A 14,845-nucleotide genomic window follows, 5' to 3' on the forward strand; every position below is an offset into this window, starting at 1 on the left:
ACAGGCGGCCACCGTGGGGCCGGGCCCGGCAGGGGGTAAAATGGCGGCCAGCCGCGCAGCCGCGCCGGCGGTATTGGACGTGACATGATCAACAACGATGTACTGCGCAGCATCCGCTACATGCTCGACCTCAGCGACGGCATGATCGTCGATACCTGTGCCCTGGCCGACCCGACCTTCGTGGTCGACAAGGCCGACGTGGCCGGTTGGCTGCGCAAGGAAGATGAGGAAGGTTTCGTGCCCTGCGACGACCGTACCCTGGGGCATTTCCTGGACGGGCTGATCGTGCATTTCCGTGGCCGCGACGAGAGCCAGCCAGTGCGCCCGGTGGAAAAGCGCATCACCAACAACCTGGTGCTGAAGAAGCTGCGCGTGGCGTTCCAGCTGAAGGACGTGGACATGCACGAGATCTTCGATGCGGCCGGTTTTTCGGTGTCCAAGCCGGAGCTGTCGGCGCTGTTCCGCCAGCCGGACCACAAGAACTACCGCGCCTGCGGCGACCAGATGCTGCGCAACTTCCTGAAGGGGTTGACGCTGCGGGTGCGCGCGGCCTGAGTTGGGGGGGCGGATCGGCCGATGCCGATCCGGTGGACGTGGCGGTGTACGCGCGCTACAGCCAAAGCAGCCGGCCAGCGGCCGGCACTACCGGGCAAGGGCGACCGCCGCCCGGTAGCGGCAAGCAATGCCGCGAGGTTCAGAATGCGGTCTGCAGCGCGAACTCCACGCGTGAGCCGGCGTTGCCGGGGAACAGGCGCTTGCCTGCGCCGTCGGTGTCGTGCGCGGTCAGGCGCAGTTCCCAGGGGCCGTGGACCTTCCAGATGGCACTGAGTTGCCCGTGCAGGTAGTCGTCGCCCTGCGCGCTGTCCAGCCAGTAATGGCCCACCGCCCCTTCCAGCCGCCACTGCTGGCCCAACGGCAGGCGCGCGCCAAGTTGGGCGTAGGTGCCGCTGTGGCCGCCGGCCAGGGCATCGTCGGAGACCCCCACCTGCAGCCAGTAGCGTTGCTGCCAGGTCAGCGTGCTGTTGAGCTCGGTCCAGTCCAGGTCCACATCGCTGGACGGGTACAGGTAACGGGTCAGGTTCACGTCCAGCGCCCAGTCATTGCCCAGCGCCCCGCCCCAACCGGCCACCACGTCGAACTCGCTGCGCGCGCCGTTGTCCGGGCGAAACGATACCCCTGAACCCCACACCGACGCATACCAGCCGCTCTCGCTGCCCAGCTTCACCCCCGCCTGCGCGGCCGGGTCGCCGTCGCTTTGCGAACTGCCGCGCCACACGTAATCGGTGGTCAGCGTCGCGTTGCCTTCCACCGCGGCCGACGCCGCCCCACTCACGGCCAGGCCGAGCAGCAGCCCGCAGCCACGGCGCGCCAGACGCCCTTTCGATTGTTCGACCACCACACTGCACTCCATCGGACGGCGGCGCCGTCGAGGTGGGCAGTGTTCCCGCAGCGGGCGTAAAGCCGCCATGGCGGCGCCGCCGGTTCGGCGCAAATTCACTGTAAATCCTGCATCGGCGCTGGCCGTTTGGAGCCCGCGTTATGATGGGCGCCCTGACCCTGTTGCGAGTAACGGCGTGGACGCGATCCTGACCCCGGTATCGATTGGCGAGCTGATCGACAAGATCACCATCCTGGAAATCAAGGCCGAGCGCATCGCCGATGCGGACAAGAACGCCAATGTACGCAAGGAGCTGCAGGGGCTGTGGCCGCTGTGGCAGCAGCAGCTGGACGCGCAACCCGGGCTGGATGCGCTGAAGACCCAGCTCAAGGCGATCAACGAGCGCATGTGGGTGATCCAGGACCAGCTGCGCGACAAGGAAGCGGCGCAGGTCTTCGATGACGCCTTCATCCAGCTGGCGCGTGGGGTTTATGGCACCAACGGGGAACGGGTGAAGGTCAAGAACGAGATCAACCGCATCGCAGGCTCCGCGCTGGTTGAAGAAAAGCAGTACCAGGGCGAGTAAGCCACCCCGGCCACGCCGGGCTCAGTGCCCGGTGGCGGCCATGAAGCGTTCGCGGTCCTGCTGGGTGCGCCGGCGGATTTCGGCCAGGGCTTCGTTCTCGGTGGCTTCCAGCATCGATTCGAACAGGCGCTGGAAGTGGTTGCGCATCGCCAGGCGGGCGCCGGCCGGGTCGCGCTGGCGCAGCGCATCGAGGATGGCGGTGTGTTCTTCATCGCGGGTGTCATCGTCGTTGTGGCAGACGTTGGCATACACCTGCTTGACCCGCGGCAGCTCGTTGCGCATCCGCCAGATCAGCTGCACGCAGTGCTCCACCACCGGGTTGCCGGCAATGCGGGCGATGGACAGGTGGAACTGGCGGTCGGCCTCGCTGGCTGCCGCCTCGCCCGAGGCCGGGTCGACCATGGCCGCGATCAGCCCGGCCAGGTCCTCCAGTTCGGCATCGGTGATGCGGCTGGCCGCCATCGCCGCCGCTTCGGCCTCGATCACCGCACGGGCGGCGGTCAGGTCGAACGCCGAGACGTCGGGCAACGCGCCCGGCGCCTGCGACGGCTTGGCCTTCACATACACGCCCGAGCCGGTCTTGATGGTGATCAGGCCCTGCGCTTCCAGCGCGATTTCCGCCTCGCGCACCGTTACCCGGCTCACCCCCAGGCGTTCGGCCAGGTCGCGTTCGCCGGGCAGGCGCGAGCCTGGCGGGAATTCGCCCTTCTCGATCAGCGCGACGATTTCGGCGGCAATGGACTGGTACAGACGCGGTTCGGACATCATCAAAGGCCTGGCTGACAGGTGGCTGGGGACCAACACTCGGGCCGCGCCCTCAGGCAGCGGCGCGGCCGGAAAGCCGCGCCACCGTCCTCAGAAGCGGTAGCGCACCCCCAGATAATAGCGCCGCCCGTAGGTGGTGTACTCGCGGAAGCTACCCAGGATGGGCATATCCGACACCCGCGGCTCATCGGTGAGGTTGCTGGCCGACAGCGACAGCGACAGGTGCTTGTTCACCTTGTAGGTGGCGCGGAAGTCCAGCGAGCCATTGTCGCGCACATAGCGGTTCTGCGAGGGGTCGCCGACGAACTGCTGGTAATAGTCCGAGCGGTACTTGTAGATCGCCTGCAGGTCCAGCTTGCCCAGGCCCCAGTAGACCTGGGCCGAGGCCACGTGCTCGGACAGCCCGAAGATGTTGGCCGGCTCGACGATACCGGGGGTGAACACGCCGGTGGCCGGGTCGGTGGACTCGCCCAGGCGCAGGTCTTCGGTCTTGAAGTTGGAGTGGGCGTAGTTGTAGCTGGCCTTCACGCCCAGCCCGGAGAAGATCCCCGGCAGGTAGCTGAAGGTATGCGAGCCGGTCAGCTCGAAGCCGATCAGGTCGCTTTTCTGGTCGCTGGTGGCCAGCTGTTCGACCGGCACGGTGACGCTCTGGCCATCGATGTCGAAGGTTTCGCCCACCACCACCGGCACCGAGCCGCCGTTGAACTGCTTGTAGTAGATGGCGGTGGACAGCATCGTGTCGGCGTTGGCATACCACTCCAGCGAGACATCGGCATTCCACGACATCAGCGGCTTGGCGCGCGGGTTGCCGGTGGCGGTGATGCTGCCCAGCGCATCGGCGACGCTGCCGAACTCGGTGTCGGCCTCGTCCAGGTTGAAGCTGCGGCCGTAACCTTCGGCGGCCAGGTCCGGGCGCGACATGGCGCGGTAGGCCCCCACCCGCAGCAGCAGGTCCGGGCGCAGTTCGAAGGCGGCGTTGAAGCTGGGCAGCCACTGGTCGTTGCTGGACTTGAGCACCTGGCGGGTGAACTCGCCGGTGGGGCGCAGGGTGACGGTGCCGTCGGGGTTGTTGGTCACGTCCATGCCGCTGCGCAGGCCGACCGAGCTGACGTCGGTGCGCACCCAGCGCAGGCCGATGTTGCCGGTGACCGGCAGGCCGAACCACTCGCTGCTGTAATCGCCCATCAGGTAGATGGCGTTGGTCTTCTCGGTGACATCGTTGTTGGCCGGGTCGCGCAGGTCTGCGCTCAGGCCGGTGTCGTCCACGCCGGTGAAGGCCTTGAACAGGCAGCGGCTGTCGAAGCTGGCCCACTGGTCGATGGTGTTGCCGCTGGCGTTGGCCAGGAAGTCCTTCTGCGGGAACTCCTGGCGGCAGGCGCGGTTGGCCGCGCGGATCGCCGCCACGTTGGTGGTGGTGATGTCGCGGGTGTCGGTGAAGTCGGTATAGGTGGCTTCGGAATGGCGCAGGCCGCCCTTGATCGCGGTGAAGAAGCCGCTTTCCGGGGTGAAGGCCGCATCGAAACGCTGCGCACGGATGGTGTGCTGGCGGTTCTGCTGGCGGCGGCGAACCAGCGCCGAGTCGGTGTAGTTGTCCGGGTTGTTCACATCGAACGCCGGATCGAGATAAATGCTGGGCACATCGCCGCTGTAGTCGTAGGTGTAGTCGACGTAGCGGGTGTTCTTGATGCCGCCCACCGGCCTGCCGTTGACGTCGGTGCGGCCGGCGCGCAGGCGGGTGGAGCGTTCGATCTGGTCGCGCTGGGTGTTGGAGTAGGACAGGTCGGTGGACAGGGTCCAGGCCGGGGTGGGCCGGAAGATCACGTTGAGCCCGCCGCCGGTGTATTCCTCCTTGCGCTCGAGGAAATTGCCGGTGGAATCAATCGTGGTGCTGCCGGTGTGGTGCAGCAGCGCGCCGTCGTCGCTGACCACGCGGTTGTTGAGGTTGCGCATCATCGACGACAGCGACAGGTCCGAACGGTCTTCGGTGTAGTCGCGCTTGGAATGCTGGTAGTCCAGGTTGACCTCCAGCGCATCGTTGGGCCGCCACTGCAGCGCGGCGAACTGCGAGTCGCGCTTGTCGTGCTCGATGAACTGGCGGTAGATGCGGCTGCTGGGCACCAGGTAGTACGGCACGCCGTTGGCGACCTGGTTGCCGTCCACCGTGGTGCAGTTGCGGGTGGCGCCGACCACTTCGCGGCCGTCGCAGGCCGCCCAGGTGGAACTGCTGGAGAACATTTCCTCCGGGTTGCTGCCTTCCAGCGCCTGCACGCCGACCGACACGCCCAGCTTGCCGGCGCCGCCCATGTCGAACTGGTCGATGTAGCTGGCGGTACCGCGCCAGCCCACCCCGTCCTTGTCCTTGAGGCGGTTGTCGTAGTCCTGCCAGGTGCCGCGGCCATCGAGCTGGATGGTGCGCTTGCCGTACTCCAGCGGTTTGACCGTTTCCATGTTGACCGTACCGGCCACGCCGCCTTCGACGAAATCGGCGCGCTGGGTCTTGTAGATGGCCACCGCGTTGATCAGTTCGGACGGGAACTGGTTGAAGTTCACCGAGCGGTCGCCGCTGCCGTTGGTGGCTTCGCGGCCATTGAAGGTGGACGAACCCAGGAACGGGCCCAGGCCGCGGATCGAGATTTCCGACGCGCCGCCCTTTTCGCGGTGGGTGGAGGCGCCGGTGATGGTTTCGATCGCCTCGCCGATCGACAGTGCCGGCAGGTCGCCGATGTCCTCGGCGGCCAGCACGTCGGCGATCACCGTCTCCTCGCGCTTCTTGTCGATCGAGGTCTGGATGGTGCCGCGGATACCGGTGACCTGGACCTGGTCCAGGGTGGTGGCCTGGGCCGGCGGCGGCTCGGCAGCGTCCTGCGCGTGCGCCAGCGGCAGCGCCGCGGTGCTGCACAGGGCATAGAACAGCGCGGTGTGCAGCGCGGTGGGGCGAAGGCCTCGTGGCGAGGCCGTACGGCGGTCATGCAACATCGTGATCTCCCTCCCAGGATGGATCGTCCGATTACACGGATTCGATCCGGAAGATTCACCGTTGGAGGACCAATGTCAACAAATTGGTACTAAAGTCTACCCCGGTGTTCCGCCTAGACCACTTACCGCGTATTTAATGTGCGGATGCAGCAGGAATATGCGCAACAGGCTAACCACATGCACCTAAAGTGGTATGCGATTGTGGTTGACGTTCGCGCCCCGCGACCTGCTACGATCCAGACTCACGTTGAATGCCACGGTTGATCTGGGAGGGTAAGCCTGTGACTTTGCGACACTCACACACGCCGACGACATTGCGTCCGCTGGCCACCGCGCTGCTGCTGGGCCTCAGCCTGGGCAGCTTGCCGGCGTTCGCCGCCGACCACCTGGTTCGCGACGCCGCCGAGTACGCGGCGGCCACCCGCGCGCTGCAGCCCGGCGATACGGTGATCCTGGCCGACGGCATCTGGCGCGATATGGACCTGCTGGTGCAGGGCACCGGTACAACTGGTCAACCAATTCGTCTGACAGCACAGACCCCCGGCAAGGTGATCCTCAGCGGGCAATCCCGGCTGCGTTTGGCCGGGGCCTACCTGGAAGTATCCAACCTGGTGTTCCGCGATGGCTGGGCGCCGGGCAGCGAAGTGGTTTCCTTCCGCGCCTCGTCCAAGGCCTGGGCCACCCACAGCCGGGTGACCGGGGTGGTGATCGACGGCTACAACAAGCCCGACCGCCAGCAATCGGACAACTGGGTGGGGATGTACGGCCAGTACAACCGCTTCGACCACAACCAGCTGCTGGGCAAGACCAATGCCGGCACCACCCTGGTGGTGGTACGCAATACCAGCAGCGGCCTGGACAACCGGCACCGCATCGACCACAACTGGTTTGGCCCGCGCCCCAACCTGGGCAGCAACGGCGGCGAAACGATCCGGGTGGGCACCAGTACCGACTCGCAGTCCGATTCCAATACGGTGGTGGAAAACAACTGGTTCGAGCACTGCGACGGCGAGGTGGAGATCGTCTCCAGCAAGTCCGGCGGCAATCTGTACCGCGGCAATGTGTTCTTCGAATCGCGCGGGTCGCTGGTGCTGCGCCACGGCCACGGCAACGTGGTCGAACGCAATGTGTTCCTCGGCAACAACAAGGCGCATACCGGCGGGGTGCGGGTGATCAACCGCAACCAGATCGTGCGCGACAACTATTTCGAGAACCTGGCCGGCGACAACTTCGCCGCCGCGCTGGCGGTGATGGCCGGTACCCGCGATGCGCCGTTGAACCGCTACGAGCAGGTGGACGATGCGGTGATCGAGCGCAACAGCTTCATCCAGGTGCGCCAGCTGTTCCTCGGCGCCGGGCTGGACGAGGAGCGCAATGCGATGCCGGTCAACAGCCGCATCGCCGGCAACCTGTTCATCGGCACTGGCAGCGACGAGCTGCTGCGCAGCCAGGGCGACCTGTCCGGGATCGCCTTCAGCGCCAACGTGCAGAGCCCGACGCTGTCGCCCGGCTTCCCCGGCGGGGTCAGCGCCATGCCGCTGACCCTGCAGCGCGCGGCCAACGGCCTGCAGTACCCGGTGGAAACCGTGGCCGCCGGCGCGCCGCGCGACCTGGCGCCGATCGCGCGCGAGCAGGTGGGCGTGCCGTGGTATCCGAAAACGTTGGGCAGCGTTGCGCTGGACAGCGGCAAGGTGCGCAACGTCGCCCCCGGCGATGACACGCTGCGCCGTGCCATCGCTGCCAGCGCACCGGGCGACCAGCTGCAATTGCAGCGTGGCCTGTACCGGGTGGACCAGGTGCTGGGCGTGGACCACCCGTTGAGCGTGGTCGGCCCCCGCCGCGGCCGGGCCAGCCTGCAGTTCAGCCGCCCCAGCCTGTTCGAGATCCGTGCCGGCGGCGCGTTGAAGCTGTCGCGGCTGGATATCGACGGCGCGCTGGCACCGGACGCGGCCGGCAACGCGGTGGTGCGCATCGCCCCGGGCAGCCAGGCCTTCAACTACACGCTGCTGATCGAGCACAGCCGCATCCACGGGCTGACCGCCAACAAAGCCTTCGACGTGATCAACGCCGGCAAGGGCAGCCTGGCCGCGCGCATCGCACTGGACAACACCACGGTGGAGGACATCAGCGGCAGCGTGATCGCCGCGGCCGCCGAGACCGACGACCTGGGTACCTACAACGCCGAACAGGTGGACATCGTGGACTCGCAGTTCCGCCGCATCGGCGGGCCGCTGTTGAACCTGTACCGCGGCGGCACCGACGAGAGCACCTTCGGGCCTACCCTGCGCGTGCATGGCAACCAGCTCGACAATGTCGGCGTGGCCGCCGACACCAGCCTGCGCCTGCACGGCGTGCAGACCGCCACCCTCACCGGCAACCGGTTCGCGCACAGCGGCCGCGTGCGCTTCAGCCACCGCGTCGGCGAGCCCCGCCTGCGCGTACGCGACAACGTGCTTACCGCCACGGCGGCAATGCAGTCCGATACTCCAGCCGAGACCCTGCCATGACGCGTTCCACGCCCTTGATGCTGCTGCTGGCCGCCGCCTTCGGCGCCGCCGCCCTGCCCGCCGTGGCCGCTGCCGCGCCCGGCACCGCGCAGGCGGCCGCCACCAGCGCCCCGGTGCTGGTCACCGCCGCGCAGTGGCAACAGATGCGCAGCGACGGCGCCAGCTACCCGGTGTTCGCCAGGGAGCAGCAGCGCGCCGAACGGCTGGTGCGCGGCATGCTCAAGGCCGGCATCGACGTGCCGGTGCCCAAGGACAAGGGCGGCGGTTACACCCATGAGCAGCACAAGCGCAATTACCAGGCCATCCAGGCCGCCGGCGCGCTGTACCGGCTGACCGGCGACAAGGTCTACGCCGACTACGCGCGCGACCTGCTGCTGGGCTACGCCAAGCTCTACCCCGGGCTGGGCGCGCACCCGCACGGCCGCGGCCAGATTCCCGGCCGGCTGTTCTGGCAGACGCTCAACGACTCGGTGTGGCTGGTGAGCGCGGTGCAGGGCTATGACGCGATCCGCGACAGCCTCAGCGCCGCCGACCGCGCCACCATCGATGACAAGGTGTTCCGGCCGATGGCCGATTTCCTCAGCAGCACCCCGGAAAACTTCGACAAGATCCACAACCACGCCACCTGGGCGGTGGCCGCGGTGGGCATGACCGGCTATGTGCTGCGCGATCAAACCTATGTCGACAAGGCCTTGAATGGCAGCAGGCGCGACGGCAGCGCCGGCTTCCTCAAGCAGGTGGACCAGCTGTTCTCGCCGGACGGCTATTACGAGGAAGGCCCGTACTACCAGCGCTACGCGCTGGCGCCGTTCATCCTGTTCGCCAACGCGGTGCAGCGCAACGAACCGCAGCGCGGCATCTTCAAGCGCCGCGACGGGGTGCTGCTGAAGGCGGTCGACGCGCTGGTGCAGAGCAGCTACGGCGGCTATTTCTTCCCGATCAACGACGCCATCCTGGACAAGGGCCTGGACACCGAGGAACTGGTGGCCGGGATCGACATCGCCTACGCGCAGACCGGCGACGCGCGGCTGCTGTCGGTAGCCCAGGCCCAGAAGCGCGTGCTGCTCTCGCCCGAAGGCCTGCAGGTGGCCCAGGCGCTGGCGCAGGACAAGGCCAAGCCGTTCGCGTTCGTGCCCACCCTGCTCCGCGATGGCCCGGACGGCACCGAAGGCGCGTTGGCGATCCTGCGCATGGGCGGCCCCGACGGCCAGGCGCTGGTGATGAAGAACACCAAGCAGGGCATGGGCCACGGCCACTTCGACAAGCTCAACTGGCTGTTCTACGACAACGGCCAGCGCGTGGTCACCGACTACGGCGCCGCCCGCTTCCTCAATATCGAAGCCAAGGCCGGCGGCATCTACCTGCCCGAGAACAACAGCTGGGCGCGGCAAACCATCGCCCACAACACGCTGGTGGTGAACGAACAGAGCCACTTCGGCGGCGACTGGAAGCAGGGCCAGGCGCTGGCGCCGGCGCCGCTGCTGTTCGCGGCCGGCGATGACACCCAGATCGCCTCGGCGCGCATGGACGGCGCCTACGACGGCGTCAGCTTCACCCGCACCCAGGTACTGCTGGCCCACCCGGCACTGACCGAGCCGGTGGTGCTGGACCTGCTGCGGGTGACCGGCGGCAAGGCCGCACGCTATGACCTGCCGCTGCACTTCAACGGCCACATCATGGACGTGGGCTTCAAGACCCAGTCGGCGGTGGCCAACCGGCCGGTGCTGGGCAAGGCCAATGGCTACCAGCACGTCTGGATCGACGCGGCCAGCGAGCCCACCAGCCAGCCGCGCAGCCTGACCTGGCTGCTGGACGGGCGCTTCTATACCTATCGCTTCGCCAGCACGGCGCCATCGCGGGCGCTGATCGGCGAGAGCGGCGCCAACGACCCCTCGTTCAACCTGCGCCGCGAGCCGATGCTGCTGCAGCGCGTGGACGGCCAGGCCGCCACCACCTTCTATGGCGTGCTCGAACCGCACGGCCAGTACGACGGCACCGCCGAGACGGTGCGCGGCGCCAACAGCCGCATCGATGCGATCGCCCATTACCGCGGCCAGGATGCCGACGTGCTGGTGCTGGACCTGGCCGGCGGCAAGCGGGTGGCGGTAGGCATCGCCGACGAACCGAACAAACCCGGCAGCCATGAGGTGAGTGGCGGTGGCCACAGCTGGCACTGGGACGGCGGCTGGAAGCGCTTTGATACCGGCACCGGCAAGGACGGCAAATGAAAGTCACCACCCAGGCCCGCACCTACGTCCGTTGGCTGATCGTGGCGCTGATCGCCATCGCCACGGTCATCAACTACATCGACCGCAACGCACTGGCGGTGATGTGGCCGCAGATCTCCAAGGATGTCGGCGCCACCAAGGAGGACTATGCGCTGCTGGTGACGGTGTTCATGCTGTTCTACGCCGCCGGTCAGTTCGTGTTCGGCCGGCTGTTCGACATCATCGGCACCCGGCTGGGCTTTGCGCTGTCGATCGCGGTGTGGTCGGTCTCGATCGCGCTGCATTCGGTGACCCATTCGATCCTGTCCTTCAGCCTGGTCCGGGCGATGCTGGGCATCAGCGAGGCCGGCGCGTGGCCGGGCGCGGTCAAGGCCAATGCCGAATGGTTCCCTGCGCGTGAGCGGGCGCTGGCGCAGGGCGTGTTCAACGCCGGCGCGTCGATCGGCGCGATCGTGTCGGCGCCGCTGATCGCGGTGCTGTTCCTGTGGCTGGGCTGGCGCGGCACCTTCATCCTGATCGGCGCGATCGGCTTCATCTGGCTGCTGCCGTGGCTGATCATCTACCGCGCCGGGCCGGACAAGCACCCGTGGGTGAGCGCGGCCGAGCGTGCGTTGATCCTGGATGCACCGGCCGAACCGTCGGCCACGCCCAAGGCCGAGTACGTACCCAGCATGCGCCAGCTGCTGGGCCATCGGCAGACCTGGGGCATCCTGATTTCGCGGTTCTTCCTGGACCCGATCTGGTGGCTGTTCGTGTCCTGGCTGCCGCTCTACCTGGCCGACACCTTCGGTTTCGACATCAAGCAGATCGGCATCTTCGCCTGGGTGCCCTACGTGGGCGCGATGATCGGCAGCCTCGGCGGCGGCTGGTTGTCCGGGCGCTTGATCGGCGCCGGCTGGAGCGTGGACCGCGCCCGCAAGGTGGTCATCACCCTGGGCGGGGCGATCATGGCCCCGGCCCTGCTCGGCGCGGTGCTGGCCACCGACCCGATGTGGGCAGTGGTGACCATCGCCTTCGTGCTGTTCGGCTTCCAGATCGCCATCGGCAACATCCAGACCCTGCCCGGCGACATCTTCAGCGGCAAATCCGTCGGCTCGGTGGCCGGGCTGGGCGGCATGGCCGCGGTGGCCGGCACGCTGATCACCACCTGGCTGGTGCCGGTGATGACCCATCAATCCTACGCTCCCATTTTCATCCTGGTGGCCGCGCTGGTGCCGGCCTCGCTGCTGGCGCTGTGGCTGGTCACCGGCCGCGTCGAAAAACTCGACGGCCCGGCCCAACCGCGCTGAACCCTCTCTTCTTTCCTTTCCCCCAACGCACTACTGGAGTTTTTCCATGACCCAATTCAACGACAAGGTGGCCATCGTCACCGGTGGCGGCCGCGACATCGGCCGCGAGATTTCGATCAAGCTGGCCGCCGCCGGCGCCAAGGTGTGCATCAACTACGCCAACGACGAAGCCAGCGCGCAGGACACCCTGAAGCAGATCGAGGCGGCCGGTGGCACCGCGATCGTGCACCGCGCCGACGTCACCGATGCCAAGGCGGTGGCCGGCATGGTGGCCGCCACCCAGGCCGCGTTCGGTGAGCGCATCGACGTGCTGGTCAACGTGGCCGGCGGCATGGTGCAGCGCCGTCCGCTGGCCGAGATCGACGAGGCGTTCTTCCACAAGGTGATGGACCTCAATATGAGCTCGGTCTACCTGACCACCCACGCAGTGGTGCCGCATATGCCCGAGGGCGGCGCGATCGTCAACTTCGCCTCGCAGGCCGGCCGCGATGGCGGTGGCCCGGGCGCGGCGATCTACGCCACCGCCAAGGCTGCGGTGATGACCTTCACCCGTGCCATGGCCAAGGAACTGGGCCCGCGCGGGATCCGGGTCAACGCGCTGTGCTGCGGCATGATCGCCACCCGTTTCCACGACGAATTCACCAAGCCCGAAGTGCGTACCGCGGTGGCTGGCAATACCCCCCTGCGCCGCCAGGGCCGCCCGCAGGAAGCGGCCGATACCGCGGTGTACCTGGCCTCGGATGCAGCCGGCTTCATCACCGGTGCCAACGTCGACGTCAACGGCGGCACCTACTTCTCTTGATCGACTGCTGACCGCCTGGGAGGGCTGACATGCTGCGCTGGATCTCTGCATTTTCGATTGCACTTGCCACCAGCGCCGCTGCGCTGCCCGCCCATGCCCAGGTCTGGGTGCCGGCGTGGACCGCCTCGCCGGCACCGGACCGCCAGGACGGCACCCCCGAAGCACCGGTGCAGTTCGCCCACCAGACCGTGCGCCAGGACATGCGCCTGGCCAGTTCGGCCACGGCGCTGCGCTTCCGCATCAGCAATGAACTCGGCGATGCGCCGCTGACCATCGGCGGCGCATCGGCGCAACGCACCGGCACGGCCACCCCGGCCAAGCTGGTCACCTTCAATGGTCGCAGCGCAGTGGTGGTGCCGGTCGGCGCGGCCCTGCTCAGCGACCCGGTGGCGATGACGGTGCCGGCGCTGGCCGATGTATCGCTGACCGTGTACTTCCCCGATGCCACCCGCCCGGCCGTGCGCCGCACCGCGCTGCGCATCGCCGACGGCCGCCAGGCCGAGGTGGCCGACAAGGTCAAGCTGGCGTACCGGCAGAACGTGGTGTCGGCAGTGTTGGCCGAACGCAGCAGCAAGCCGGTGGTGGTGGTGGCGCTGGGCGATTCGATCACCGAGGGCGCCACGGCCACCCGTGGCAGCAACGGCGATTGGCCGGCACTGCTGGCCGCGCGCCTGCAGCAGGTCTGCCCGGACCAGGTGGTGCTGGTCAATGCCGGCATCAGCGGCAACAAGGTGATGGACCACGGGCGCAGCCACAGTGCGCTGGCCCGGTTGGACCGCGATGTGATCGCCCTGCCCAACGTGGCCAAGGTGATCGTGTTCGAAGGCATCAACGATATCCGCCACGACGGCGGCACCCCGCCCAAGCCCGGCCGCAATGCCGAGGACATGGTGCTGGGCTACCGGCAGATCGCCGAGCGCCTGCACGGCAATGGCATCGGCGCGATCGCCGCCACCCTCACCCCGTTCGGTGGTTCGGACCGTTACGAGCCGATCTCGGCGGCCACCCGCACCAGCCTCAACACCTGGATGCGCGGCGGGCGCAGCGGCTTTGATGCGCTGATCGATTTCGATGCGATGCTGCGCGATCCGGCCAACCCCGAAAGCCTGCCCGGCGACATCACCCGCGACTACCTGCATCCCAATGATGAAGGCTACCGGCGCATGGCCGCCGGCGTCGACCTGGGCCTGCTCGGCTGCCGCGCACGATGAGTGCGCAGCAGTTCCGGCTGGCCCCGCACGCTGCCCCGCGCTGGGACGCGCTGGCGCTGGGCGAGGTGATGCTGCGTTTCGACCCGGGTGAAGGGCGCATCCGCAACGCGCGCCAGTTCCAGGTCTGGGAAGGCGGCGGCGAATACAACGTGGCCCGCGGGCTGTGCAGCACCTTCGGCCACCGCAGCGGCGTACTCACTGCGCTGCCGCGCAATGAGCTGGGCGTGCTGGCCCAGCAGTTGATCCAGGCCGGCGGGGTGGATGCCAGCCAGATCGTATGGCGCGAGTACGACGGCATCGGCCGCAACACGCGGATGGGGCTGAACTTCACCGAGCGCGGCTTCGGGGTGCGTGCTCCGCTGGGGGTATCCGACCGGGCGTATTCGGCTGCCGCGCAGCTGCAACCGCATGAGTACGACTGGGATGCGCTGTTCGGCCGCGACGGCGTGCGCTGGCTGCATACCGGCGGCATCTTCGCTGCCCTTTCCGAGCACAGCGCGCGCACCGCGATCGCGGCGGTGCAGGCCGCACGCCGGCATGGGGTGGCGGTGTCCTACGACCTCAACTACCGCGCCAGCCTGTGGAACAGCCATCCCGATCCGGATGCGGCGCGCCACGCCAACTGCGCCATCGCGGCAGAATGCGACCTGCTGGTGGGCGACGAGTATTCCTTCGCCGCCTGCCTGGGCATGGACCTGGCCGACCTGGGCCGGCGCGCCACGCCGATGGACGTGGGCCCGGCCGATGCGGCCGCACAACGGGCATTGCAGCAGTTCCCCAACCTGCAGGCGGTGGCATTCACCCTGCGCGATGCCGGCAACGCCGCCCGCAACGGCTGGGCCGGCGCGCTGCGCACGCGCCAGCAATTGTTCGTGTCCGCTGCGCGCGAAGTGGACCTGCTGGACCGGGTCGGCGGTGGCGATGCGTTCGTGGCCGGGGTGGTGCATGCACTGCTGGCGGGCAAGGGCGAGCAGGCTGCAGTGGCGCTGGGCGCCGCGCATGGCGCGCTGGCGATGTCCACGCCGGGCGATACCGCCTGCGCCAGCCTGCAGGAAGTGGAAGCGGTGGCGCGTGGCGAGGGAGCGGCGGCGCGGCGCTGAGCG

At 67.9% G+C, this 14,845-nt stretch carries 11 protein-coding genes; 8 read left to right on the forward strand and 3 right to left on the reverse strand.

Annotated features, from left to right (window positions below):
* The first annotated feature begins 84 nt into the window (after window positions 1–84).
* Entirely contained in the window at window positions 85–555 is a 471-nt protein-coding gene (locus tag IC535_RS00090; protein WP_228884532.1) for a DUF1456 family protein, read from the forward strand.
* Window positions 556–694: 139 nt separating this feature from the next.
* On the opposite strand, the gene IC535_RS00095 is transcribed toward IC535_RS00090, so the two are convergent.
* Entirely contained in the window at window positions 695–1,396 is a 702-nt protein-coding gene (locus IC535_RS00095; protein ID WP_429000314.1) for a TorF family putative porin, read from the reverse strand.
* 178 nt (window positions 1,397–1,574) lie between these two features.
* Here IC535_RS00095 and IC535_RS00100 point away from each other — a divergent pair, with 178 nt between their 5' ends.
* Window positions 1,575–1,964 carry a DUF6165 family protein gene (locus IC535_RS00100; protein WP_228884533.1) on the forward strand — a complete coding sequence of 130 codons (390 nt, stop codon included), beginning with the start codon at window positions 1,575–1,577 and terminating at the stop codon, window positions 1,962–1,964.
* A 21-nt stretch (window positions 1,965–1,985) separates the two neighbouring features.
* Here the strand turns inward: IC535_RS00100 and IC535_RS00105 are convergent, their stop codons facing one another.
* Complete coding sequence (locus IC535_RS00105; RefSeq protein WP_228884534.1) at window positions 1,986–2,729, reverse strand: FadR/GntR family transcriptional regulator; 744 nt, start codon at window positions 2,727–2,729, stop codon at window positions 1,986–1,988.
* Between the two features lie 90 nt (window positions 2,730–2,819).
* Window positions 2,820–5,705, reverse strand: a complete 2,886-nt coding sequence (locus tag IC535_RS00110) for a TonB-dependent receptor (protein ID WP_228884535.1) — start codon at window positions 5,703–5,705, stop codon at window positions 2,820–2,822.
* 314 nt (window positions 5,706–6,019) lie between these two features.
* Here IC535_RS00110 and IC535_RS00115 point away from each other — a divergent pair, with 314 nt between their 5' ends.
* From IC535_RS00115 to IC535_RS00140, 6 genes are read left to right on the forward strand one after another with little or no spacing between them, the layout of a single operon-like run.
* Complete coding sequence (locus IC535_RS00115) at window positions 6,020–8,212, forward strand: polysaccharide lyase 6 family protein (RefSeq protein ID WP_228958641.1); 2,193 nt, start codon at window positions 6,020–6,022, stop codon at window positions 8,210–8,212.
* Window positions 8,209–10,440 carry an oligoalginate lyase gene (locus IC535_RS00120; protein WP_228884537.1) on the forward strand — a complete coding sequence of 744 codons (2,232 nt, stop codon included), beginning with the start codon at window positions 8,209–8,211 and terminating at the stop codon, window positions 10,438–10,440. Before IC535_RS00115 ends, IC535_RS00120 begins: the two co-directional genes overlap by 4 nt.
* Window positions 10,437–11,729: an MFS transporter gene (locus tag IC535_RS00125; RefSeq protein WP_228884538.1), complete on the forward strand. Its 1,293-nt coding sequence runs from the start codon at window positions 10,437–10,439 to the stop codon at window positions 11,727–11,729. Before IC535_RS00120 ends, IC535_RS00125 begins: the two co-directional genes overlap by 4 nt.
* 46 nt (window positions 11,730–11,775) lie before the next feature.
* Entirely contained in the window at window positions 11,776–12,531 is a 756-nt protein-coding gene (locus IC535_RS00130) for an SDR family NAD(P)-dependent oxidoreductase (protein WP_228884539.1), read from the forward strand.
* 29 nt (window positions 12,532–12,560) lie between these two features.
* Window positions 12,561–13,742: a GDSL-type esterase/lipase family protein gene (locus tag IC535_RS00135; protein ID WP_228884540.1), complete on the forward strand. Its 1,182-nt coding sequence runs from the start codon at window positions 12,561–12,563 to the stop codon at window positions 13,740–13,742.
* Window positions 13,739–14,842: a sugar kinase gene (locus tag IC535_RS00140; protein ID WP_228884541.1), complete on the forward strand. Its 1,104-nt coding sequence runs from the start codon at window positions 13,739–13,741 to the stop codon at window positions 14,840–14,842. Before IC535_RS00135 ends, IC535_RS00140 begins: the two co-directional genes overlap by 4 nt.
* The last annotated feature ends 3 nt before the right edge of the window (window positions 14,843–14,845 follow it).

Source organism: Stenotrophomonas rhizophila, from assembly GCF_020857975.1.
GTDB classification, from domain to species: Bacteria; Pseudomonadota; Gammaproteobacteria; order Xanthomonadales; family Xanthomonadaceae; genus Stenotrophomonas; species Stenotrophomonas rhizophila_C.